The organism is Acinetobacter sp. 226-1 (assembly GCF_030329325.1).
GTDB classification, from domain to species: domain Bacteria; phylum Pseudomonadota; class Gammaproteobacteria; order Pseudomonadales; family Moraxellaceae; genus Acinetobacter; species Acinetobacter sichuanensis.
Genome location: NZ_JACANU010000006.1, coordinates 107,924 through 130,158, shown reverse-complemented (window position 1 = coordinate 130,158; position 22,235 = coordinate 107,924). Strand labels below are relative to the sequence as shown.

The 22,235-nt window shown below is 38.0% G+C and carries 23 protein-coding genes; 14 read left to right on the top strand and 9 right to left on the bottom strand.

From position 1 onward, the window contains the following. Positions 1-218 precede the first annotated feature (218 nt). The 3 genes from HX124_RS11545 to HX124_RS11535 form a co-directional block, all read right to left on the bottom strand. Entirely contained in the window at positions 219-671 is a 453-nt protein-coding gene (locus HX124_RS11545) for a DUF2147 domain-containing protein (protein ID WP_286383194.1), read from the bottom strand. A 129-nt stretch (positions 672-800) separates the two neighbouring features. After that, complete coding sequence (hslO, locus tag HX124_RS11540) at positions 801-1,676, bottom strand: Hsp33 family molecular chaperone HslO (protein WP_286383193.1); 876 nt, start codon at positions 1,674-1,676, stop codon at positions 801-803. 73 nt (positions 1,677-1,749) lie between these two features. Next, the gene (locus HX124_RS11535) at positions 1,750-3,633 is read right to left on the bottom strand and encodes a monovalent cation:proton antiporter-2 (CPA2) family protein (protein WP_107009222.1); all 1,884 of its coding nucleotides are present in this window, start codon (positions 3,631-3,633) and stop codon (positions 1,750-1,752) included. A 128-nt stretch (positions 3,634-3,761) separates the two neighbouring features. Between HX124_RS11535 and HX124_RS11530 the strand changes: the two genes are divergently transcribed. Continuing rightward, positions 3,762-4,037, top strand: a complete 276-nt coding sequence (locus tag HX124_RS11530) for a hypothetical protein (protein ID WP_286383192.1) — start codon at positions 3,762-3,764, stop codon at positions 4,035-4,037. Positions 4,038-4,064: 27 nt separating this feature from the next. Here the strand turns inward: HX124_RS11530 and HX124_RS11525 are convergent, their stop codons facing one another. After that, complete coding sequence (locus tag HX124_RS11525) at positions 4,065-6,281, bottom strand: primosomal protein N' (protein WP_502872825.1); 2,217 nt, start codon at positions 6,279-6,281, stop codon at positions 4,065-4,067. 188 nt (positions 6,282-6,469) lie between these two features. On the opposite strand from HX124_RS11525, the gene gspF reads away from it, so the two are divergent. The 3 genes from gspF (at position 6,470) to HX124_RS11510 (ending at position 8,771) form a co-directional block, all read left to right on the top strand. After that, on the top strand, positions 6,470-7,675 hold the full coding sequence (gene gspF, locus HX124_RS11520; protein WP_107009225.1) for a type II secretion system inner membrane protein GspF: 1,206 nt from the start codon (positions 6,470-6,472) through the stop codon (positions 7,673-7,675). Between the two features lie 50 nt (positions 7,676-7,725). After that, on the top strand, positions 7,726-8,163 hold the full coding sequence (gspG, locus tag HX124_RS11515) for a type II secretion system major pseudopilin GspG (RefSeq protein ID WP_107009226.1): 438 nt from the start codon (positions 7,726-7,728) through the stop codon (positions 8,161-8,163). Between the two features lie 272 nt (positions 8,164-8,435). Next, positions 8,436-8,771, top strand: a complete 336-nt coding sequence (locus HX124_RS11510) for a hypothetical protein (RefSeq protein ID WP_107009227.1) — start codon at positions 8,436-8,438, stop codon at positions 8,769-8,771. 76 nt (positions 8,772-8,847) lie between these two features. On the opposite strand, the gene lnt is transcribed toward HX124_RS11510, so the two are convergent. After that, entirely contained in the window at positions 8,848-10,407 is a 1,560-nt protein-coding gene (gene lnt / locus HX124_RS11505) for an apolipoprotein N-acyltransferase (protein ID WP_107009230.1), read from the bottom strand. After that, positions 10,404-11,243 carry a CorC family transporter gene (locus tag HX124_RS11500; protein WP_107009231.1) on the bottom strand — a complete coding sequence of 280 codons (840 nt, stop codon included), beginning with the start codon at positions 11,241-11,243 and terminating at the stop codon, positions 10,404-10,406. The genes lnt and HX124_RS11500 overlap by 4 nt, the downstream gene beginning before the upstream one ends. A gap of 194 nt (positions 11,244-11,437) precedes the next feature. Here HX124_RS11500 and tusA point away from each other — a divergent pair, with 194 nt between their 5' ends. Together tusA and HX124_RS11490 are read left to right on the top strand one after the other, a co-directional pair. Next, positions 11,438-11,695 (top strand): sulfurtransferase TusA, encoded by a 258-nt coding sequence (gene tusA, locus HX124_RS11495; protein ID WP_107009232.1) that lies wholly within the window; start codon positions 11,438-11,440, stop codon positions 11,693-11,695. A 32-nt stretch (positions 11,696-11,727) separates the two neighbouring features. Beyond that, positions 11,728-12,303 (top strand): hypothetical protein, encoded by a 576-nt coding sequence (locus HX124_RS11490; RefSeq protein ID WP_286383190.1) that lies wholly within the window; start codon positions 11,728-11,730, stop codon positions 12,301-12,303. Between the two features lie 99 nt (positions 12,304-12,402). Here HX124_RS11490 and HX124_RS11485 read toward each other — a convergent pair whose 3' ends face one another. Further along, positions 12,403-14,115 carry an electron transfer flavoprotein-ubiquinone oxidoreductase gene (locus HX124_RS11485; protein ID WP_286383189.1) on the bottom strand — a complete coding sequence of 571 codons (1,713 nt, stop codon included), beginning with the start codon at positions 14,113-14,115 and terminating at the stop codon, positions 12,403-12,405. Between the two features lie 214 nt (positions 14,116-14,329). Here HX124_RS11485 and HX124_RS11480 point away from each other — a divergent pair, with 214 nt between their 5' ends. The 5 genes from HX124_RS11480 to HX124_RS11460 all read left to right on the top strand — a co-directional run bounded on the left by HX124_RS11480 (position 14,330) and on the right by HX124_RS11460 (position 18,746). Beyond that, on the top strand, positions 14,330-14,941 hold the full coding sequence (locus HX124_RS11480) for a DUF1285 domain-containing protein (protein ID WP_286383188.1): 612 nt from the start codon (positions 14,330-14,332) through the stop codon (positions 14,939-14,941). A gap of 46 nt (positions 14,942-14,987) precedes the next feature. Continuing rightward, positions 14,988-15,869: a glutamate racemase gene (gene murI, locus HX124_RS11475; RefSeq protein WP_107007527.1), complete on the top strand. Its 882-nt coding sequence runs from the start codon at positions 14,988-14,990 to the stop codon at positions 15,867-15,869. A 121-nt stretch (positions 15,870-15,990) separates the two neighbouring features. Continuing rightward, positions 15,991-17,007, top strand: coding sequence for a DUF4062 domain-containing protein (locus tag HX124_RS11470; protein WP_107007528.1), 1,017 nt, complete (start codon positions 15,991-15,993; stop codon positions 17,005-17,007). Positions 17,008-17,066: 59 nt separating this feature from the next. Continuing rightward, positions 17,067-18,092 carry a ferrochelatase gene (hemH, locus tag HX124_RS11465; protein WP_286383187.1) on the top strand — a complete coding sequence of 342 codons (1,026 nt, stop codon included), beginning with the start codon at positions 17,067-17,069 and terminating at the stop codon, positions 18,090-18,092. Positions 18,093-18,101: 9 nt separating this feature from the next. Beyond that, entirely contained in the window at positions 18,102-18,746 is a 645-nt protein-coding gene (locus HX124_RS11460; RefSeq protein WP_107007530.1) for an MBL fold metallo-hydrolase, read from the top strand. Positions 18,747-19,122: 376 nt separating this feature from the next. Here HX124_RS11460 and HX124_RS11455 read toward each other — a convergent pair whose 3' ends face one another. After that, positions 19,123-19,290, bottom strand: a complete 168-nt coding sequence (locus HX124_RS11455) for a DNA gyrase inhibitor YacG (protein ID WP_107007531.1) — start codon at positions 19,288-19,290, stop codon at positions 19,123-19,125. 85 nt (positions 19,291-19,375) lie between these two features. Here HX124_RS11455 and HX124_RS11450 point away from each other — a divergent pair, with 85 nt between their 5' ends. The 3 genes from HX124_RS11450 to HX124_RS11440 all read left to right on the top strand — a co-directional run bounded on the left by HX124_RS11450 (position 19,376) and on the right by HX124_RS11440 (position 21,725). After that, positions 19,376-20,038: a class I SAM-dependent methyltransferase gene (locus HX124_RS11450; RefSeq protein WP_286383211.1), complete on the top strand. Its 663-nt coding sequence runs from the start codon at positions 19,376-19,378 to the stop codon at positions 20,036-20,038. Continuing rightward, positions 20,028-21,242, top strand: a complete 1,215-nt coding sequence (locus HX124_RS11445; RefSeq protein ID WP_286383186.1) for a TIGR03862 family flavoprotein — start codon at positions 20,028-20,030, stop codon at positions 21,240-21,242. The genes HX124_RS11450 and HX124_RS11445 overlap by 11 nt, the downstream gene beginning before the upstream one ends. Positions 21,243-21,314: 72 nt before the next feature. After that, on the top strand, positions 21,315-21,725 hold the full coding sequence (locus HX124_RS11440; RefSeq protein WP_286383185.1) for a GFA family protein: 411 nt from the start codon (positions 21,315-21,317) through the stop codon (positions 21,723-21,725). 135 nt (positions 21,726-21,860) lie between these two features. On the opposite strand, the gene HX124_RS11435 is transcribed toward HX124_RS11440, so the two are convergent. After that, positions 21,861-22,193, bottom strand: a complete 333-nt coding sequence (locus HX124_RS11435; RefSeq protein WP_286383184.1) for a HopJ type III effector protein — start codon at positions 22,191-22,193, stop codon at positions 21,861-21,863. Positions 22,194-22,235: the final 42 nt, after the last annotated feature.

The following is a 22,235-nucleotide window of genomic DNA, read 5'->3' as shown; positions in this document are numbered from 1 at the left end:
AATATGCCATTTTTTGCAAAGTTAAAAGTACTGCTTGGTTAAGATATTGTTTCAAAAGCTGTCAAAATAGCGATAATGATATTTATCACGTTATTCTTTGTTTCTATCTAATTGATTTTTATATTCTTAATGCTTGTTTGATAAAAGGTTTACTTCTGTTTTATAAATTAAAGCCAATCATGACAAAAATGATTAGCTTAATTTATGAGAAGTTGCCTTTATTCTGTTAGGCGAATCCATGTTGCAGAACGTCCTAGCAGAGAAACACCAATGTAACCACGCATCGTTAGGCGTGTACCTTTAGCATTGAGTTTAATTTTGCCATGATAGACATTACCCGAAAGTGGGTCTAAAACTTGACCTTGAGTAAATAAAAGCGGGTCTTTTGGTGACTGGCGAAAACCACTTAAAATTTCTAAATTCATATAAGGTACATTTTTGAGAGAGCCTTTGCAGTGCGTGCAATTTTCTTCTAAAGGTTTATTGGGAATTGGGCGTATCTCAATAATTTTCCCTGTATAAACTCCTTCATTATTTTTACTAATTTCTACGTCTGCTCTAGAGTACCCCGTTTTATCATCTACGGTTCGCCATTTTCCTGTTAAATCAGGAGCTGCGAAACAGAGTGTTGAAAAAAAGATACTGGATAAAATAAGTGATTTTTTTAGCATTATTGTGTCCCCTAATCTTATAATTAAAAAAGAGTAAATCTACATTTACTCTTTTTTTAAAGAAAGGCAAGACTCATTTTATGAATAAATTAAATTACTTAGTAAAATTTAATTTATTCATTAGTTTTTTTAACTCAAATGTTCGCCAAATAAACTGAGCGCTTCTTTTGCTGTAAATTGATAGCGTTTATTGCAGAACTGACAATCCATTTCGATTGGATTATTGACTTCTAACGTTTCTTTTACAGCATCTAAACCAATTTGAATGAGTGCATTTGCACATTTTTCAAGTGAACAAGTACATGAAAACTTAAGGTGCTCAGCTTCAGGCAAACGAACTTCTTCTTCATTATAGAGACGGTAAAGAATCTCTTGTGCGCTTAAGTCGGTCAGTTCATCACGTTTTAGCGTTTCAGTTAACATAGTGAGGCGTGGCCACAAGTCTTCATCGACCCATTGTTGTTCTTCATCATCATTACGAGGTAAGAGTTGAATGAGTAAACCACCTGAACGTTCTGCTGTACTTGCTAATACAATACGTGTCGCGATTTGTGCAGAAAGGTCATAATATTGCATTAAACAACCTGCTAAAGTGGGTTGATCTAATGCGATAATGCCTTGATAACGTTCGCCATGTTCAGGTTCAATATTAATAAACAATACAGGCGAAGTTAAAGTGGCAAGTACAGTACTGCTGTCTTGAGCATCCGCAAAACGTGAATCTTCTTCATAATCTGCAAGCGCGCGAATTTCACCTAAATGGTTACACTCAGCCATTGCCCATTTAAAGTTGCCTTGTGCTTGGATTTGTAAGCTGATACGACCTTTAATTTTTAATGTACTTGCAAGTAAAGCAGTTGCACTGAGCATTTCACCTAAGAGTATTTGAATCGCAGGTGCATATTGACGTTGTGCCAAAATTGTCTGTAAAGCATTTTCTAAATGCACAACTTCACCACGAACAGGGCTATCTTCAATATAAAAACGTTGACGTAAATCAGACATAAAATTCTCCAAATCCCTGTTTAAATGGTGACGATATTATAAATCACAAGCACACTTTTTTAGAAATATCTGCTTAGTTTTCATGATCACGAGTTACATTGATACGATCATGGGTATGTTTTAGTATCTCTTTGCGTTCTAAACCCGACTCGTCAATATCAGGATTGTCTTCAAATTGGTCTGGATCATGCTGTGTGATCTGGGCATCACTTTCAAATAAATGCTCAAGCTCTGATATGAAATCACGATAACTTTCATATACTTTCTGTTCATCGGTATAAATACGTTGTTGGCGTGTTAATAGATCTTCATCATAATTTCTAAATAACTCAACACTATCATAAGCAGTTGACTTGTCTAAACCTAATTCACATAAAGTCCGATAACCTATGCCTAAAGAAGTTAAGTAGGTTTCTCGCCAAATATGCTTAACACCTAAATCACGTAATAAGTGCATATGATAACGGTCACGTGCACGTACCAATAACGTTAAATTTGGATAATTTAAACGAATATGCCGTGCAACATTCATCGAGTCTTCTACGTCATCAATAGCAAGCACAAACACTTTTGCTTGTTCAATGCCTGCCGAACGTAACAAATCAGGCAAAGTCACATCACCATAATACAATGTACCGCCATAGCGCCGTACAAAATCTATTTTTTGTAAGTTATGGTCAATGGCTGTAAAAGGAAAGTGTTGCATATGGGCTAAACGAGCCACAATTTGCCCAACACGCCCAAAACCCGCAATAATTAACGGTGGATGTTGATTAGGAATATCATCATATTTAGGTGCTTGATCTTTATTGAATAAAGGTAAAACCCATGTTGAAACTAACCAAAATACGATAGGTGTAAAGACCATGGATAAGGTCACGACCAACGTAATTGGTTCTAAAATGGCAGCTTGAATCACTTTTTCACTTTTGGCGACATTTAACACAACAAAAGCAAATTCACCACCTTGAGCAAGACAGGTTGCAACCATCAAGCTATTTTGCCAATTCATTTTTTTAAAACGAGCAACTGCGGTCATGGCAATCATTTTGATGATGATTAACAGTAGGGCAGCACCGATAATTTGTAGAGGAAGTTCCACAAGTAAATTTAATTGCGTGGTCATGCCCACGGTCATAAAAAATAAACCTAAAAGTAGCCCTTTAAATGGAGAAATACTGGCTTCAATTTCATGACGAAACTCTGAATCAGCCAACAGTACACCTGTTAAAAATGCACCTAGTGTTGTGCTGATGCCGAGTGTGTCCATGAGTAAAACGACAGCAAGGACAATAAATAAACCCACAGCAGTCAGTAGTTCAGTAGCTCCACTTTTTGCCACAAATCTGAAAAAAGGACGCATGACATAGCGACTAAATAAAAATAGTCCTGTAAATGTTGCAATAATCGCCGCAAAATAAGCAATGCCATGATGGGTAGATTCAGCACCAGATAACAGTGGTATCACTGCAAGTAAGGGAATAGCCGCAATATCTTGGAATAATAAAATAGAAAAAGATTGCTGACCATGTGTGGTATTTAGTTGTTGTTTTTCTGATAAAAGCTGTAGAACGAAAGCTGTAGAAGACAGGGCAAGCGCAAAACCAATGACAAAACTTGCTGATAATGATTGCTGTAACAGTAAAAACACAGTTCCCATGAGCACGATGCCTGTCACAACAACTTGCAAACTTCCCATGACAAAAATGGATTGACGCATTTCCCATAAACGTTGTGGGCGTAGTTCTAGCCCGATGAGAAACATCAGTAAAATCACGCCAAATTCGGCAAGGTGCATGATTTCTTCAGGATCACTAGCAATATTAAAAACGCTAGGACCAAGTAAGATTCCTGTAAAGAGATAGCCGAGAACTGTCGCGATCCCAAATTTTTTACCTAAAGGTACGAGTATTAATGCTGCACCTAGAAAAAGCGTTATTTGTAATAACGGTGACATTGATCTGTCCTAATTTTTTTACTTTAGAAATTGTACCTTGATTTTAGACTTTGCTTATTTTAATTTTTTGCAGGAATAATCATGTCATTCTAAGATTAAGCAAATGAAAACAGAAGAACTATTGAGCGATGATCAGACAACATATTTTGAAATTTTTAAATGAAATAGAAAGTGATGAATCACTCGAAGCGTTTCATGTTTTTTTGATTGGGCTTAAAAATGCTCACCATATTTCTAAAGATGAACTATACGACATTCTTATGGGCATTCTTCAGAAAGAAGGGCATGAGGATGATTTTATCTACAATCAGGTTGCTGATACCTTAGATTATTTTGTAGGTTGGCATTCACCCTTAAAAGAGTCAGATTCTACCTCTGTCTTTGTTCAGCAACTCAATTCATAAATTAAAAATATCTTTCATTCATTTGACTTAATTTAACTCTTGCGGATCTACATCAATCGTCAGTTTCATGTAAGAGGGTTTTTGTTGTGTTAAATATTGCCACCATTGACGAACATAAAAGTGCATTTTGGCACGTTCATGCGAGAGTAAAACTACATGGGCTTGATAACGTCCTGCTTTACGCTCCATAGGTGCGGGAATAGGTCCCCAAATATCAATTAAATTTTCCTCCGACTGTTGTCTTAATTGTTGCGTCATTTCAGTTAAAAAGTTTTGGTTATCCTGTTGGCTTCTTGACTCACAACGGATCAAAATCGCGTAACGATAGGGCGGCATTTGAGCAACTTGACGATCCGCTAAGGTTTGTTTCGCAAAGGCGCGATAATTTTTATTCAATAAAACATTTAAGAGTGGATGCTCAGGACGCAAAGTTTGTAAATAAACATCGCCTTTTTTCTCACCACGTCCAGAACGTCCTGCAACTTGTATAATTAACTGTGCAGTTCGTTCCGTAGCCCGAAAATCTACACTCAATAAACCTGCATCAATGTCTAAAATTGCCACTAAAGTGACATAAGGAAAGTGATGTCCTTTTGCCAACATTTGCGTGCCTAATAAAATTGTGGGTTCACTTTTTTGAATTTGATCATAAATTTTTTGCCAACTTCCCACACGACTGGTTGAATCACGGTCAACGCGTAAAACAGGATATTTGGGAAATAATTCATTTAAAGCTTCTTCTACTTTGGCAGTGCCTAAACCGATAGGTTTTAACGTATTTTGATTACACTCGGGGCAAGTTTCAGACAGACGATTAATCGTACCGCAATGATGACAATGCAAATGAGCATAAGGCTTTAAATGTAAAGTGAAATGGGCATCACAATGAGGACAATTGGCTTGCCAAGCGCAGCTTTCACAAATTAAGACAGGTGCATAACCACGTCGATTTAAAAAAATTAAAACTTGTTCTTTTTTTTCTAAGCGTTTACCAATTTCACTGATCAGTTGAGTGCTGAGCCCCGCCGTTTTTTTACTAATTTTTAAATCAATGAGGTGCATTTTTGGCATGACTGCGCTACCTGCACGTTGATTTAACTCTAAACGGGTCAGTTTACCTTGTTGCGCCAAATGATAACTATCAATACTCGGTGTAGCAGAACCTAAAATGATGGGGCAATGTTCTAAATATGCACGATATAAAGCCATATCCCGTGCATGATAACGAAAACCTTCCTGTTGTTTGAAGGAAAGATCATGTTCTTCATCTAAAATAATCAAACCAAGATTTGGCATCGGGGTGAAAATTGCAGAACGTGTACCTAAAATAATCGAGGCTTTACCTGTTTCTGCATATTGCCATGCTTGTAAGCGTTTAGAGTCATTTAAACCCGAATGTAACAACACAGTATTACAATGAAAACGAGATTGGAAGCGGCTAATGGTTTGTGGTGTTAAGCCAATTTCAGGGACTAAAACAAGAACTTGTTTGCCTTGTTTAAGTACTTCATGCATGACTTGTAAATAGACTTCAGTTTTACCACTGCCTGTTAGTCCGTCGAGTAGAAAAGCTTGATATTTTTTTTGAGCTTTTAAAATGGTTTGAATGGCTTTTTTCTGTTCATCATTTGCTGTTAATGGCATTTGTGCCAAGCTGACAGGTTCAGGTTTAAAATTTTGTGCTTCTAAATCACATGCAATAATTTCTTTTTTTTCCAAAGCTTTTAAGGTGACGGTTTCAATACCACTCAAATTTAAAATATTTTCCTGTGTTCCTTTAGGATGTAGCTTTAAAATTTTATAAGCATCTTGCTGTTTTTCAGAACGCTTAATTTTATCTTCAGCATGCAAATCTAATACTTTCCAAACACGTGCCAGTAAGTTGTAGGGTTTACCTTGGCGTAATAATGTAGGCAAAGCCGTGTGCATCACTTCACCAATTGGAAATTGATAATATTGTGCAGCCCATGTCAACAAACTTAAAACTTTGTCATTTAAAATCGCGCGATCATCTAAAAATTCAGTGACAAATTTGAGCTGAAAATCTGGGTTAATGGGTTCATCTAGCGCTAATTTTGCAGTAATAATAGCAACGAGCTTTTGCCGACCAAAAGAAACTGCGACACGCATACCGACTTGTGCTTGAGCATACTGTTCAGCACTGACTTTATAGTCAAAACAGTCATAGAGAAATACAGGTACAGCTACACGTACTCGATAAATGAGAGGTTGAGACATTGGCATAGTGGCATTCATAGCATTTGGCATAAATTATCAATTACACTTTGATGAAAAAGTATCGTGTGGCGTTGAGCCTATGATAGAGTGTAGCAATCATGATTATCTTTGAATAACTGCTTAGAATATGAATGATTTTAAGCGTCGAATGCAACCGCAAAGACAAAAGAAATTTGGAAAACTAGAGCATTATAATGCCAGCATATCAATTTACTGCTATTGATGCTTCAGGAAAGCAACAAAAAGGCGTGTTAGAAGGAGATTCGGCACGGCAAATTCGACAACAATTACGGGATAAAGAATGGATTCCTGTAACAGTAGATGCGGTGGAGCAAAAAGATAAAGCTCAAAGCACAGGATTTTTTCAAAAGAAATTTTCAGCTTATGAATTGGCTTTAATGACACGTCAATTGTCTGTACTTGTGGCTGCATCTATTCCACTTGAAGAAGCTTTACGTGCTGTTGCGAAACAAAGTGAAAAAACACATGTACAAAACTTATTGTTAGCTGTGCGCTCTAAAGTGCTTGAAGGGCATTCTTTGGCACAAGCGATGCAACAATCAGGAAGTTTTCCAGATTTATACATTGCAACAGTCGCTGCGGGCGAACGCTCAGGGCATTTAGACTTAATTTTAGATCAATTGTCAGATTACACCGAAAACCGTTTTGCCATGCAAAAGAAAGTACAAGGTGCCATGATTTATCCCATCATTTTGATGCTCATGTCTTTTGGCATCGTGATGGGGTTGATGACTTATGTGGTACCTGACATTGTTAAAACCTTTGACCAAAGTAAACAAGCTTTACCTTGGATTACGGTCGCATTGATGAAAGCCAGTGATTTTATTCGTACTTCATGGCCTTTTGTATTGGTTGCCAGTGTAATGGGTATTTTCTTGCTAATCCGCTTTTTAAAAACGACCGCAGGTCATTATGCTTTTGATCGTTTAGCACTCAGATTGCCATTATTTGGTAAATTATCACGTGGTATAAATTCGGCACGTTTTGCCAGTACCTTGTCCATTTTAACAAAATCAGGTGTTCCATTGGTGGATGCCCTTAAAATTGGCGCAGCCGTCAGTAATAATTGGGTTATTCGTGATGCAGTGAATATTGCTGCAGAAAAAGTCACAGAAGGAGGAAACCTCGCAACTCAATTAGAACGTTGTGGCTATTTTCCACCGATGATGGTGCAAATGATTAAAAGTGGTGAAGCATCAGGCGAATTAGATCGTATGTTAGAACGTGCTTCAGATATGCAAGATCGAGAAGTCAGTACCTTTATTTCAACTTTACTAGCACTCCTTGAACCGCTCATGTTGGTATTTATGGCAGGTATTGTTTTGGTGATTGTGATTGCAGTAATGTTGCCAATCGTCAATATGAATAATATGATTTAAAAAACGTATTTTAATGGTTTTATAACAAATTGCGGTAAGAGAGAATTTAAATGCAACGGAAGATGAATAGAAGCAAACAAGCTGGTTTTACACTGATTGAAGTCATGGTCGTGATCGTTATTTTGGGCGTGTTGGCGGCATTGATTGTACCGAATGTGATGGGACGTGGCGAAAAAGCCAAAGTGGATACCACAAAAATTACATTAAAAGGTGTTGCTGGTGCTTTAGACCAATATAAATTGGACAATGGGCATTTTCCAAATACCCAAGAAGGTGGTTTAGATGCTTTGGTGAATCAACCTGCCAATGCGAAAAACTGGATGCCAGGTGGTTATCTGAAAGGTGGTTATCCAAAAGACAGTTGGGAAAATGATGTGCAATATGTGATTCCAGGTTCTGAAGGTCGCCCATTCGATTTATATTCTTTTGGTGCAGATGGTCAGCAAGGTGGTGAAGGCAATGATGCTGATATTTATTATCAACCTTAATTAAATATCTGTGTGGTGATGGAAATAATCACTTTACTTAATTGAATTAATAAATATTAAGTGAAGTGATAATGTTTCTTGATTACTTTTTTAAATGTAAGTATATGATAAATATTAAAAATTAATAAAGTATTTTATTGAGATATATAATAAGAATTATTCCCATATTTAATAGTTACAAGAAAGTTAAATAATGGATAAAAATAGACTTTTTATTTGTTTAAAAGCTTGCATAATGTTGTTAACGGCGACGAAATTGTAAGGAGAATAAGATGAAAGCATTATTTTTATCAGATGAAATCAATCAGTTTCATTGGTCAATGCTCAAATCTGTTCTTTTAATTTTGAGTCTTTTACCGATGAGCCAATTATTATTAAATGTCTGGCAAGAACTAGATGCAAGTAGCCAAATTATGATGGGCTTTTTAGGCATGAGTGTATTTAGTGCATTGGCGATCATTAGCTTTTATAGTGCCTTAAATGCAACAGTCTCAAAATTAAATATTGAGCATTTATCTAAACTTGATGGCATTTTAGTTCGAGTTTATCGCTATATGCCAATGCTATTTTTAGCGAGTATGTTGTCTTATTTAGCAACTCAAATTTAAGATAATGATAAAGTAAAAACCGAGCTTGGATGCTCGGTTTTTTATGATTCAAAATAAAGTTGTTGCTGGGTTTTAATCAACGTCTAGACTTAAAACTTACATCAATTTTACGTGGGCGATACATCCAACCCATCACCAATAATAATAAAGAGAAGATTAAAATTGGGAAATCGCTTAAGCGAGTATAGAGCGTTTCACCTTGCATCGCAGGTAAATCACCACGTAGTACAGCTTGTTGATCCATTGGTGCTTGTTTCACAATATGACCATTATGGTCGATAAAAGCAGTAACACCTGTGTTCGTCGCACGAATAAACCATCGTCCATTTTCTTTGGCGCGCATTTGTACCATTTGTAAATGTTGTTGAGGTCCTGCTGTACCTGTAAACCATGCATCGTTAGATACAGTCACCAGAAAATCACTATTGATCGCATTACGACGTGTCAAATTGGGATATGCCACTTCATAACAAACTGCTGCTGCAAGTTGATGATTTTTGATTTTAAAAGGTTTTTGATCACTTTCACCACGAGAGAAACCACTCATAGATGGGTCATTTTGTAGTGCAGGAAGTACCCAACTCAGTAAACCTGATAATGGAATGTATTCACCAAAAGGAACTAGGCGTTGCTTTTTGTATAGACCAGATGAATCTGTACCAGAAGCCATCATGCTATTGTAATACATGGGATGTCCCACTTGTTTGGACTCTTTTAAGTCCCAATAAGGAATCCCTGTGACCCATGCTGAACCTGTTTGCTTGGCTTTTTCATCCATCATTTGTAAAAAGTCAGGAATATCACTTTGGAAGAGTGGAATAGAAGACTCAGGCCAAACAATCAGATCACGTCCCCATTCATTACGGGTTAATTCTACATAGATTTGTAAGGTTTTGACTTGATACTCCGTCAGCCATTTTAAATCTTGTGGAATATTGCCTTGAATGAGCGAAACAGAAAGTGGTTTCTCAGCTTTAGGCTGTACAAAACTAATAAATGAAGCACCCCAAGCACCCAGTAATAAAATGGCTGAAGGAATGATCCAAATCAGTTTTTTATGCAAAATCTCAACGAGTGCACAAGCAAGAATGATCACGACAAATGACACAGCAAACACACCAAATAATGGTGCATAGCCATCTAAGAAGCGTTCAGTGAAGGCATAACCTGCAAATAACCACGGAAAGCCTGTAAACACCCATGTTTTTGCCCATTCAAATGCGACCCAAAGGGGCGCAAAGGTTAAAGGTGTTTCTGGAAAAAAGCGTCGATACAACCATGTTTGAACGGCTGTGAATAAGCCCATTAACACAGCCATGATTACGATCATGAGGACACTTAGAACAGCGTTAGTATCCCCATAAGTATGAATGGATGTATAGAGCCAAAATGCACCAACAAACCATAGACCAAAACCATAGCTCCAACCCAAAATGAATGCTTGTTTTGGATTACGCCCTTTAAGACTCGCATAAAGAAGCGCAGGCGATAAAATTGCTAACCACCACCAATGAAAAGGAGCAAGTGCGAGACTAAACACCGCACCTGACATTAAACAAATTAAAAGTGGAATAATAAAAGGAAGTTGCTTTTGTTGTTCTGACGGATTTAGCAATTTGTCAAAATAGGCTCTCATTTACGTACAGCTCGAATCAGATGAATAGTGCGGGCATCTGCTTCAATAATTGTGAATTGCCATGATTCAAGTTCAATGACCTGTCCTTGTAAATCACTCACTAAGCCAATTTCTTGAAGCAATAAGCCCCCAACAGTTTCTACTTCATCGTCAGAAAAATCAGCATCTAAAACATTGTTAAAGTGTTCGATTGGTGTAAGTGCTTGAACAATCCACGCATTGGCTGTGTTATGCGCAGGATCAGGCAAAATAAATTGAGCTTCTTCATCGACATTGTCGTGTTCATCCTCAATTTCACCGACGATTTCTTCTAAAATATCTTCTAAAGTGACTAAACCTGCCGTAGAACCATATTCATCAATCACAATGGCAATATGTGTTTGCGTATTTTTCAACATACGCAAAACTTGATCTGAGCGCGCACTTTCAGGGACAAATAGAGGCTGACGCATAATACTATGAACATCAACTTTAATGGTGCGATCTGTTAAATAAGGCAATAAGTCTTTTGCAAGTAAAATTCCCACAACATTTTCAGGTTGATCTGCTGAAAATACAGGGAAGCGTGAGTGTGCTGACTCGATAAGTACATGCAAGATGTCAAGTAGTTGATCATCTTCTTGTAAGCTAATCATTGCAGTACGTGGAGTCATTACTTCACGAATTTTTGTTGCAGGAAGGTCTAAGACGCCTTCTAACATTGCAACGGTATCGGGTTCTAAAAAACGACGTGAATCTTGTACTAATTTTAGCAGTTCATCGCGGGTTTCGGGTGCAGTTCCTAACCATTTGCGTAAGCCACGCATACCCCACGATGGGCCTGATTCCTCGTGCATGATCTTTCCTGAAGACTCTTGATATCAAAAATAGAATTTTTATCATACCGAAGAAAATGCAGAAGTCTATCTATTAAATGCATTGAAGCGATGAATATAAGCATCCTTTTATACAGAACTTATAACGCTTATTCATGATTTAAGTTTATGTTAAAATTTGGCTACTATTTTTTGAAGCATTTTGAGAATTGATTATGTCTGAACAGTTTTCTACACCAAGCATACAGCTCAATACTCGAGGCTTGCGTTGTCCTGAGCCTGTGATGATGTTACATCAAGCTATTCGTAAATCTAAATCGGGTGATATTGTTGAGGTTTTTGCAACGGATAATTCAACCTCTTGGGATATTCCAAAATTTTGTATGCATTTGGGGCATGAGCTACTTTTGCAAGAAGAAAAACTAGATGAAAATGGCAATAAAGAATTTCATTATTTGGTGCAAAAAGGTTGAAAGTAATTTTTAAGTTACTCAAGCTAAAATTCATGTTAATAAAAACAGGCATATCACATGCGCCGAATGAAAAAACAACAGCTTTATTATTTATATTAAGTGCTTTGAGTATCTTGCAATCAGTTTGGGCTAAACCGTGTGCACTTCCCATGCAACAAATTGAAGTGGCGGGCATTCGGTTGGCTCAACCTATTTCTGAGTTTCAAAAGCAACATCCGACAGCAAGTGTTGAGGTGTTAGGTGATGACCACGATCGTTTTGAGTTTAAAGATGGTGTGGATGATCTTGCCAAAAAAGCAGGCGCGACTTATTTTGGGCACATCGCTTTTGATCGTAAAAAGCAGATCATTACTTCATTTAGTGCTAGTTTCTTAGATGGAGCTTTGGCAACTTATGAAACAGATTTAGAGCAATTTAAACAAAACATTTTGCAGCATTCCCATGTACCACAAGTTGGATGGAAAGCTCAAAACAATGCTTATTTATATAGTTGTCAAGATTATGTGATTAATATTATTCAAGATCATGGCGCAGTAAAATCGGCAGTTGGACCTACAGTCATGGTATTTAGCAAATATTCTCATATTTGGAAAAGTATACAGAAATAAAAAAATTAGAAATAAAAAATACCCCGATTGTATCGGGGTATTTTTTCACTGATATTGATCATATATTTAAATATGAGCTTTATATAAGAACGATCCAAATTACATATTAGGATAGTTTGGACCACCACCGCCTTCAGGCGTTACCCAAGTGATATTCTGAGATGGATCTTTAATATCACAAGTCTTACAATGAACACAGTTTGCTGCGTTGATTTGGAAACGCTTAGAACCGTCATCATTTTCCATGATTTCATAAACACCCGCAGGGCAGTAACGCTGAGCAGGCTCATCCCATTTCGGTAAGTTTACGTTTACAGGAATAGAGGCATCCGTCAGCTTCAAATGCGCTGGCTGATTTTCTTCATGAACCGTATTTGATACAAACACAGAAGACAGACGATCAAAAGTCAACTTGCCATCTGGTTTTGGATAGTTTGGTTTGAATGTAGATGCATCTACAGTTTTCAATGTGCTGAAATCTGGGATCAAGTCATGTAAGGTAAATGGTACTTTAAAGATGTTTTGATCGATAAAGTTAAATGCACCACCCATCCATAAACCGAATTTATGCATGGCAGGACCAAAGTTACGAGAACGATGTAACTCTTCTTTTAACCAACTGTTGTTGAACTTGTCTGTGTATGCAGTCAATTCTTTAGCAAAGAAATCTTCGCCTTCAGTGATACGGGCAACCGCAATATCACCACCTTTTTCAACACCCGCAGCAATCGCTTCAAATACAGCTTCACCGCAGAGCATGCCTGACTTCATTGCAGTATGAGAGCCTTTGATTTTTGCAAAGTTTAAGAAACCTGCATCATCACCAATCAAGCAACCACCTGGGAAAGTCAATTTAGGCAGAGAGTTTAAACCACCTTTCACGACTGCACGTGCGCCATAAGAAATACGTTTACCACCTTCAAGATATTGCTTGATCAGAGGATGCGTTTTCCAACGTTGCATTTCAGCAAATGGGTACATATTTGGATTTTCGTAAGACAAGTCTACGATCATACCCAAAGTCACTTGGTTGTTTTCAGCATGGTATAACCACCAACCGCCTGAAGAACCTGTTTCAGTCAAAGGCCAACCTGAACCATGCATCACTAAACCTGCTTTGTGTTTTGCAGGGTCAATTTCCCAAAGTTCTTTAATCCCGATCCCGTAATGTTGCGGATCAGCATCTTTGTCTAGGTTGTATTTGGCAATGAGGCGTTTACCTAAGTGACCACGGCAACCTTCTGCAAAAATTGTATATTTCGCATGAAGTTCATAACCTGGGGTAAAGTTGTGCGTTGGTTCGCCATCTTTACCAATACCCATGTCACCTGTTTGAATGCCTTTTACAGAACCATCTTCATGGTAAAGGATTTCAGATGCAGCAAAACCAGGGAAGATAGACACTTCTAATTCTTCAGCTTTCGTGCCTAACCAACGAACGACATTACCCAAAGAAATGACATAGTTGCCATCATTGTGCATGGTTTTAGGTACCATCCAATGCGGTGCTTCTTGTGACTTGTCCGCAGACATGAGGAAGAAAGTTTTATCTTCAGTCACAGGAACGTTTAAAGGCGCACCTTCTTCTTTCCAGTTCGGGAAAAGTTCATTGATAGCACGAGGTTCAAGTACAGCACCAGAAAGGATATGCGCACCAACTTCAGAGCCTTTTTCAACCACACAGACAGAAAGGTCTGGAAGGTTGTTTTCAATAGCCAATTGACGAATTTTAATCGCAGCAGAAAGACCAGCAGGACCTGCGCCTACGATCACTACGTCAAACTCCATCGATTCACGTTCGATGTGTTCCATGTAGGACTCCTCATATTTCTAAGGGTGGCAACCGTATACATTTATTGAATATGATGAAAATGACAATAAAGCGGTGCTGCCATGAGTGTTCTAAAAATTCCGTGATACGAATTAACGCTCGTATCGATAATATATTTTGCGCTAGTATAGTTTCAAACCTTGATCTAGCCAATTGGCTGAGTCGTATTATTTTTTAGTCAGCAAGGCATAAACCATGGTAAATCAAAATAATTCAACTGTAGAAGCACAAAATCAACCCAATGTTGATAATAAAAACTTAATGAGTATTGCACAATACTTAAAAGATGCACAGGCGGGTCACAAAAGGTCAATACCCCCTTTAGAGCAATGGCAGCCAAAGCATTGTGGCAAAATGGATTTAACCGTAAAAGCCAATGGAGAATGGTGGCACGAAGGTCAATTGATTCGTCGCCAAGCACTCTTAGACTTGTTCACTAAGGTGTTATGGAAAGAAGCAGGTAAATTCTACCTAAAAACACCTGTTGAACAAATCGAAATTGAGGTTGAAGATGAGCCTTTATTGGTCAATCAAGTTGAAAAAGTAGAATTAGAAGGCAAGTTGTTTTTAACATTAACAACCACCAATCAAGATGTAGTGATTGTGGATGAAGAACATCCTATTTTTATGCGTGAATATCAGGGTGAATTACGTCCTTATGTGCATGTGCGTTTTGGGATCAATGCGCTGATTCAACGCGCTGCTTTTTTTCACTTAATCGAATCTGGTGAACTGCTTGAAAATGCGCAAGGTGATACGATTTTATCGTTACAAAGTGGTGATTTTCACTTGCAATTAGGCACTTGAGGTTTAAGCTAGTCTATAATTTTTGACTCATATCGTAGTGGATCAGATGAGCGCCATTCTTCCTTTATATCCTTTAGAAAATCCAATGCCAAAAGCGCAGGCAGATGCGCCTATTGGTATTTTTGACTCAGGAATAGGTGGACTCTCTGTTGCGCAGGAAATCGCAAATTATTTACCGCATGAGCACATTCTTTATTATGCAGATACCGCACATGTACCTTATGGTCCACGTACTGATCAGGAGATCCGAGAGTTAACAGCGAATGCTGTTGAGTGGCTGTACCGTCAAGGTTGTAAAATTGCTGTTGTTGCGTGTAATACAGCTTCAGCTTTTAGTTTGGATTATTTACGTGAACATTATGGTGAAAGTTTTCCAATTGTAGGTTTAGTTCCAGCATTAAAACCTGCTGTCTTACAAAGTAAAAGTAAGGTGGTTTCTGTACTTGCGACCCCAGCAACTTTTCGTGGAAAATTGATTAAAGATGTGATCCAACGTTTTGCTGAACCCGCACAAGTTGAGGTCTTAACAGTGACTAATCTTGAGCTTGTTCCTTTTGTTGAATCAGGACAATGTAATAGTGTGGAATGTAAAGCCAGTTTAAAAAATGTTTTAGATCCGATTGTGGCTCAAGGTGCGGATTATTTGGTTTTAGGGTGTACGCATTATCCTTACTTAAAACAAAGTATTGCCGATATTTATGGGGATCAATTAACGATGATTGATTCGGGTCTGGCTGTGGCACGACAAACAGCACGTATTTTGATTAAGCATGAATTATTGTTGTTGCAACCGCTAGAATACAAAGTACGCTTAGAATGTTATGTAAGTGGCAAGAATGCAGAAGCTTTAAGCTTTGTTTTAAAACATTTAATACACGAAAAAATTTCATGGTCAATCCATGACGTTGTTGATAAACTGCACGAGTGAGTCCAACATATGAAATTAAGTGTATTTTAATTTTATTTATTTATAAGTTGTAGGGCATATAACTTCAGGATCTGTTTGGGGCAGGTCGTAATTTAAGCTATATGAAAGGATGGGTTAACCTATGCTCGACAAGCGTTATCAGGTGTTTATTACAACGTCTGGCAAAGAAATGCAACCAGAACGAATGATTGTATCTCAGACTCTGATTGGAATGGGTTTCTTTTCATGGGGACTAGAGCAACGTACACCTTTAAGTACCGCTTTTGCGCGTCGACAAATTGATGATTGCGATTATGTATTGTTACTTTTAGGTAGTCAGTATGGAGAGCAGTCTGTCTCTGGCGTCAGTTATATGCATTTAGAGTATATTTATGCAGTGACCAAGCAAAAACCAATCATTGTCTTTTTACATGATGCGCCTGAATCTCGTAGTGATGATTTACAAGAGTCTAGACAAGAACTAAAAGAAAAATTTTATGAATTTCGTAACCAGTTGCAAAAAGAAGTTGAGCAAGTTGTTACTTATAGAACTTTAAGAGATTTAGAACTGAGTGTGCGTTCATATATGCCACAAATGTTAGAACGTTATCCTGTTGTGGGATGGGTGCGTCCGCAAAATATTCAAGTTTTACAAGATGAAATTGATCGTTTAAAAACTCAATTATTGCAAGTTAAAAACCCACAAGAACGTAAAGAAGCTGATCCATTTTTAACTTTACCAAAAGTATCAGCACATGATGTATTTAACTTTGATTATCGTGTTCATGCGTATCAAGACGGTAATTTTAAGGAAATGAATCCTATACGAGAAACGACATGGATTGAAATTTTAAAAGTTTTATCTGTTGAGTTTCGTGAGGCAACCCCTGAGGATAGTTTTTCTAAAGTCTTAAATGAATATCTCAATAAATCAGGTTTAGCTGACGTTCAAGTGTCTATGCCTAGAGCACATGCAGTTGCTCGTGCGCAAATTAATATTCGTGCATTGCATACAATTAAACAACAAATGCGACAAAATGATTGGATCGCTCCAATAGGACGTGATGATCGTCAAAGAATGCTGTGGCAGATGACCAATAAGGGTTTGCGTTTACTTGAAGGTTCTCAAATGTTAGGTTCACGTCCATTGATTATTTAACAGGACATTTGGACAGATTTTAGGTAAGGTATATTGAAGTCAATAGATTTGAAAATAGCATGAAATCTGTATCGAAACCCAGAGTTCTAGTCATCGTTGCAAATTTAGGAACCCCAGATGCTCCTTCTGAAGCAGCAGTTCGTCGTTTTTTAAAACAGTTTTTGTCAGATGGGCGAGTCATTGAAATTCCAAAATTAGTTTGGAAAATTATTCTGCATGCTTTTGTTTTACCATTTCGCCCAAAACGTGTCGCACATGCGTACGCACAAGTCTGGTCAAATGACTCGCCAATGCGAGAAATTTTGTTTCAGCAAATTGAAATTTTAAAACAACAGTTGCTTCCAAAAAATCCTGATTTGGAACTGCACGTTGTACCTGCAATGACCTATGGTAATCCAAACATTGCCAAAGTTTTGCAGGATGCTGAACAAAATTATTTTGACCAAATTATTTTATTTCCATTATTTCCTCAGTATTCAGCAACCTCTACAGCTCCTTTATATGATGCTGTAGCCAAGTGGGTGCTCACACAACGAAATTTACCTGCTTTAAGTATTATTCGTGATTATTATCAGCATCCTTTATATATTCAGGCTTTAGCTGAAAGTGTACGTAAATTTCAGTCAGTGCATGGCACAGCTGATAAATTATTAATGTCATTTCACGGTATTCCTCAACCTTATGCAGATAAGGGTGATCCTTATGCCGATCGTTGTAGAATCACAGCGCAAAAACTCGCACAAGCTTTAAATCTAAAAGATGAACAATGGCAAATTAGTTTCCAGTCTCGTTTTGGTAAACAAGAATGGGTGAAGCCTTATACTGATCAAACTTTATTAGATTGGGCGCAACAAGGCGTAAAATCTGTACAGGTTTTAAGTCCTGCATTTTCAGCCGATTGCTTAGAAACTTTAGAAGAATTAGCCTTGCAAAATGCTGAGCTTTTTATACAAGCAGGCGGTCAACATTATCAATATATTCCTGCTTTAAACACAGATCCATTGCATATGGAACTTTTAACACAGTTGTTACAGGCAAACTTAGACCCATTAACCACGACTTTAAGTGCTGTTGAATCAGCTTGAGAGAAAACTATGTTGCAAGTCAAAATTGTACCCGTTACAGCTTTTGCTCAAAATTGCTCGATTGTTTGGGATAGTGAAAGTTTAGAGGCTGTTTTGATTGATGCAGGGGGTGAGCCTGAAAAACTGAAACAAGAAGTTGAAGCTTTGGGCTTAACTGTTAAGGCATTATGGCTAACGCATGGTCACTTAGACCATGCAGGTGCTGTAGGTGCTTTAGTCAAAATATGGGATGTACCTGTGATTGGTCCTCATAAAGAAGATGCTTTTTGGTTGGATATGATCCAAGAGGTTTCTGCGCGTTATGGTTTTCCAATTCCTGAGCCTGTAGTGGTCAATCAATGGTTAACAGGGGGTGAAACTTTAACTTTAGGTGCTGAAACATTTGAAGTACGTTTTGCCCCAGGTCATACACCAGGTCATGTGATGTTTTATAATGCAAAATATGGCGTACTTTGGACAGGTGATGTGTTGTTCAAAGGCTCTATTGGGCGTACTGACTTTCCAAAAGGTAATCACCAACAGTTATTAGACTCGATTCAACGAGAATGCTTTAGTTTACCTAATGAGACACAGTTCATTTCAGGACATGGTCCAATGAGTACAATTGGTTTTGAAAAACAGCATAATCCTTTTGTTGCGAGTAAAGCAGGTTAAAAAACAGTATTCATATAGTGAAAATTAAGTGATTTAAAACTAAAAAACCTCTATTTGAACATGGAGGTTTTTTATGGAATTTTAATCTAAAGAACTAGAAAATCTTTTTTTGAGTTCGAAGCCAATCAAAAGTGTGGCAATGATAAAAAGAAAAGCGATGGCAAAAAACAGACCATCAAGTGTGTATAAACTTAAAATAATAAATAATAAGCTTAAAATAACTAAGATTATAAAAATTGTTTTTAAGACAAAATGCATGATTTTTTCTCAATTAGAAAAAGGGACGATGCTTTTAATAAAATAATAAAAATAAAGTAGATTATTTATAATACAAACATGCTAATTCAGGTGAATTGAATTGTAATTAAATTTTACATTAAGGTTCTTCTGCTTGTGGAGCATCTTCAGTAGGCAGCTTATATTCATCACTTGCCCATGCGCCTAAATCAATCAATTTACAACGTTCAGAACAAAATGGACGAAACTCGTTACCTTCCCATTGAGACGCTTCACCGCAACGTGGGCATGGAAATGTTTTAGACATGGTGAACTCCTGTTTTTGATGTTGAATCGGCACAGCAAAAAAAGCCAAGACTTGTTAAACTTGTCGCGATTTCCACTAGTTTGATCTGATTATGCCGATTCGTCAATTTCAAGCGCAGCGTATGCATGCACCCCGTGATTTTCAACCGATTGAAAATAAGCCTGTTTGTGTTGAAATTGGGGCGGGTAAAGGTAAACATGCTTTGCTTTTTTCAGGGCAGCATTCTGATCTGCAATTGATTGCAGTTGAACGAACCCGTGAGAAATTTGTGGCAATGCAAAAACAGCATCAACTGGAAGGTCAAGCCAATCTGACCCCAATACATGCAGATGCCTTACCGTGGGTAGTGCATGCTTTGTATCCGCAGCAAGTACAGCAATTCTTTATTTTATATCCGAATCCTGAGCCACATAATCCCGCTCAGCGTTGGTTAAATATGCCATTTTTTGAGTTTCTGATTTCACGCTTGCAGCCCAATGCTACAGTGACATTGGCAAGTAATATTCCCGAATATATTGCAGAAGCAGAACAACAATTGAAAAATGTTTGGAAATTGCCTTATGAAAAACAGGTGATTGCTCAGGATTCAACACGGACGCATTTTGAAATTAAATATCTGGAGCGGGGTGAATTGTGTCAGCAATTGATCATCCAAAAACCTGAAACCTATACAACGCGCTTTGATGATTTTCAGCCTTTAAATGGGCAAAATACTCAGACTGTAGATGAGTCAAACGATGCCCGTTAAAAAGATTGCCATCGTTGGTGCAGGTCCTGCGGGTCTGATGGCAGCTGAAGTTTTAAGTCAGCATTCATCAGATCATTTTAAAATCCATATTTTTGAACAAAAACCTTCGGCTGCACGTAAATTTTTAATGGCAGGCAAAACAGGTTTGAATATTTCCCATGCCGAACCTTTTGAGCAATTTATACAGCGTTATGATCAGGTGGAATGGCTCAAGCCTTGGGTCAAACAGTGGGATGCGACATGGATTCAAAACTGGATGCAAGGTTTGGGTATTGCATCTTATGTGGGGAGTTCAGGGCGAATTTTCCCAATTGAAATGAAAGCCGCGCCTTTACTGCGTGCATGGTTAAAGCGTTTGGCTGAACAAGGTGTGAAATTTCACTATCGTCATCAAGTTTTGGATTTAAAAAATCAAAGCTTAAGCATTCAGGATCTGAAATCGGATCAAATCATTCAACACAATTTTGATGCGATTATTCTGGCATGTGGTGCAGTGTCATGGGCACAACTTGGCAGTGATGGTGCATGGCAAAAATGGCTGGATGCAAATGCCATTGAGCCTTTTCAGCCGAGTAATGCAGGTGTAGAACGTGCATGGTCGTCCTATATGCAGGATGTTTTCGGGCAACCGCTGAAACGTGTAGACGCATGGGTGGCAAGCTCTGCCAAAACGCAGGGTGATATTGTCATCACGCATTATGGTCTGGAAAGTGGTCTGATTTATAAACAAGGTCGGGCTTTGCGTGCTTTACAAAAACAAGGTCAGGCGTTGACTTTACATTTGGATTTATTGCCTGATTTAAGCCTTGCACAATTGACACAAAAACTACAGCCTTCCAAAAAGCAATCGATGAGTAATCTTTGGCGTAAAGCAGGACTGGATACAGCGAAAGCCAATTTAGTCCGTGAAATTGTCGATAAATCTTTGTGGAATCAGCCTGAAAAATTAGCTGCCCAAATCAAGCATTTAAGCATTTCACTGACAGGTTTTCGCCCCATTGATGAAGCGATCAGCTGTGCAGGTGGTGTCAGAAAAACGGTATTGAATGAGCATTTACAGCTCAGTTCAAATCCTTACGTGTTTTGTTGTGGGGAAATGCTGGATTGGGATGCACCGACTGGTGGCTATTTATTGACGGCTTGTTTTGCAACAGGGCGGGCTGCGGGTGAGGGCGTCATTCACAGTTTGATGCATACAAATTGAAAAGATTAAGTTTCTGTTAAAACAGGCAATCTATGCTAATTTTGACTGATTCATTCATAAGAGATCAAAGGCATGTCTGCTGAAAAATTATATACAGGAAGTTGTTTGTGTGGCGGGATTCATTATGAAATTCATGGTGAAATTGGTGAGGTGATCGAATGTCATTGCAAGCGTTGCCGTAAAGCCAATGGGACAGCCTTCGCCACCAATGCCCCAATTCAAAAAGCAGACTTTAAAATTGTCAAAGGTGAGGCTCTACTGAAAAAATTTGCCTCCACGCCAACTACAGACCGCTGTTTCTGTGCTGAATGTGGCTCACCGATTATCAGTATTAAAGCCGAAACTCCTGATACTTATCGTTTGAGACTTGGAACTTTGGATACGCCACTTGAGCATAAGCCGAGTATGCATATTTTTACGGCATATAAGGCGGAATGGGACACGATTTGTGATGGTTTGCCACAGTATGATGAAAGACCTTAAGTATAGTGCATTGATTGAATACAAAGGACTCAGCAGAGATAATACGTGAGTTAAGTAAATCCTCCCCAACCCTCCTTTAAAAAGGAGGGAGCTTTCCATGACTAAAAATTACTTTATTTGCTGAGTCTTTTTTCATTATTTTGCGACTAAAGCTGTACCTTCAAATTGAATACCATCCCAGCCATTTTGCAGAAACTGACGAATGTTTTGATGATCTGTTGCTTCAGGTGTTGCCAAAACAGAAGCATAGTGTTCTGCAAATAAACTCAAGGTTTGTGCCTGATCCAGATCATTCAGTTTTGCGAAAGAAAACACTTTGGCACTGCCTTGGTTTTCAGTTGCAGCATTATGTTGTTGTCCGTTTTGAAATGCGGTAGGCGTATGGTTATAGTGTGCTTCAATAAATGCCAATACATCTGAAAATTTGGCTTCACCGTTTTGAAGTTGAGTGAGAAGTTGTTGCGTCATGATGTTTCTGTCCTAAAACTTTAAAATTGCGTGTGACAATAT

Coding starts and splice junctions, on each gene's coding strand:
- HX124_RS11545 (WP_286383194.1), bottom strand. CDS start 671: ATGCTAAAAAAATCACTTATTTTATCCAGTATCTTTTTTTCAACACTC.
- hslO (WP_286383193.1), bottom strand. CDS start 1,676: ATGTCTGATTTACGTCAACGTTTTTATATTGAAGATAGCCCTGTTCGT.
- HX124_RS11535 (WP_107009222.1), bottom strand. CDS start 3,633: ATGTCACCGTTATTACAAATAACGCTTTTTCTAGGTGCAGCATTAATA.
- HX124_RS11530 (WP_286383192.1), top strand. CDS start 3,762: ATGATCAGACAACATATTTTGAAATTTTTAAATGAAATAGAAAGTGAT.
- HX124_RS11525 (WP_502872825.1), bottom strand. CDS start 6,281: ATGCCAATGTCTCAACCTCTCATTTATCGAGTACGTGTAGCTGTACCT.
- gspF (WP_107009225.1), top strand. CDS start 6,470: ATGCCAGCATATCAATTTACTGCTATTGATGCTTCAGGAAAGCAACAA.
- gspG (WP_107009226.1), top strand. CDS start 7,726: ATGCAACGGAAGATGAATAGAAGCAAACAAGCTGGTTTTACACTGATT.
- HX124_RS11510 (WP_107009227.1), top strand. CDS start 8,436: ATGAAAGCATTATTTTTATCAGATGAAATCAATCAGTTTCATTGGTCA.
- lnt (WP_107009230.1), bottom strand. CDS start 10,407: ATGAGAGCCTATTTTGACAAATTGCTAAATCCGTCAGAACAACAAAAG.
- HX124_RS11500 (WP_107009231.1), bottom strand. CDS start 11,243: ATGCACGAGGAATCAGGCCCATCGTGGGGTATGCGTGGCTTACGCAAA.
- tusA (WP_107009232.1), top strand. CDS start 11,438: ATGTCTGAACAGTTTTCTACACCAAGCATACAGCTCAATACTCGAGGC.
- HX124_RS11490 (WP_286383190.1), top strand. CDS start 11,728: ATGTTAATAAAAACAGGCATATCACATGCGCCGAATGAAAAAACAACA.
- HX124_RS11485 (WP_286383189.1), bottom strand. CDS start 14,115: ATGGAACACATCGAACGTGAATCGATGGAGTTTGACGTAGTGATCGTA.
- HX124_RS11480 (WP_286383188.1), top strand. CDS start 14,330: ATGGTAAATCAAAATAATTCAACTGTAGAAGCACAAAATCAACCCAAT.
- murI (WP_107007527.1), top strand. CDS start 14,988: ATGAGCGCCATTCTTCCTTTATATCCTTTAGAAAATCCAATGCCAAAA.
- HX124_RS11470 (WP_107007528.1), top strand. CDS start 15,991: ATGCTCGACAAGCGTTATCAGGTGTTTATTACAACGTCTGGCAAAGAA.
- hemH (WP_286383187.1), top strand. CDS start 17,067: ATGAAATCTGTATCGAAACCCAGAGTTCTAGTCATCGTTGCAAATTTA.
- HX124_RS11460 (WP_107007530.1), top strand. CDS start 18,102: ATGTTGCAAGTCAAAATTGTACCCGTTACAGCTTTTGCTCAAAATTGC.
- HX124_RS11455 (WP_107007531.1), bottom strand. CDS start 19,290: ATGTCTAAAACATTTCCATGCCCACGTTGCGGTGAAGCGTCTCAATGG.
- HX124_RS11445 (WP_286383186.1), top strand. CDS start 20,028: ATGCCCGTTAAAAAGATTGCCATCGTTGGTGCAGGTCCTGCGGGTCTG.
- HX124_RS11440 (WP_286383185.1), top strand. CDS start 21,315: ATGTCTGCTGAAAAATTATATACAGGAAGTTGTTTGTGTGGCGGGATT.
- HX124_RS11435 (WP_286383184.1), bottom strand. CDS start 22,193: ATGACGCAACAACTTCTCACTCAACTTCAAAACGGTGAAGCCAAATTT.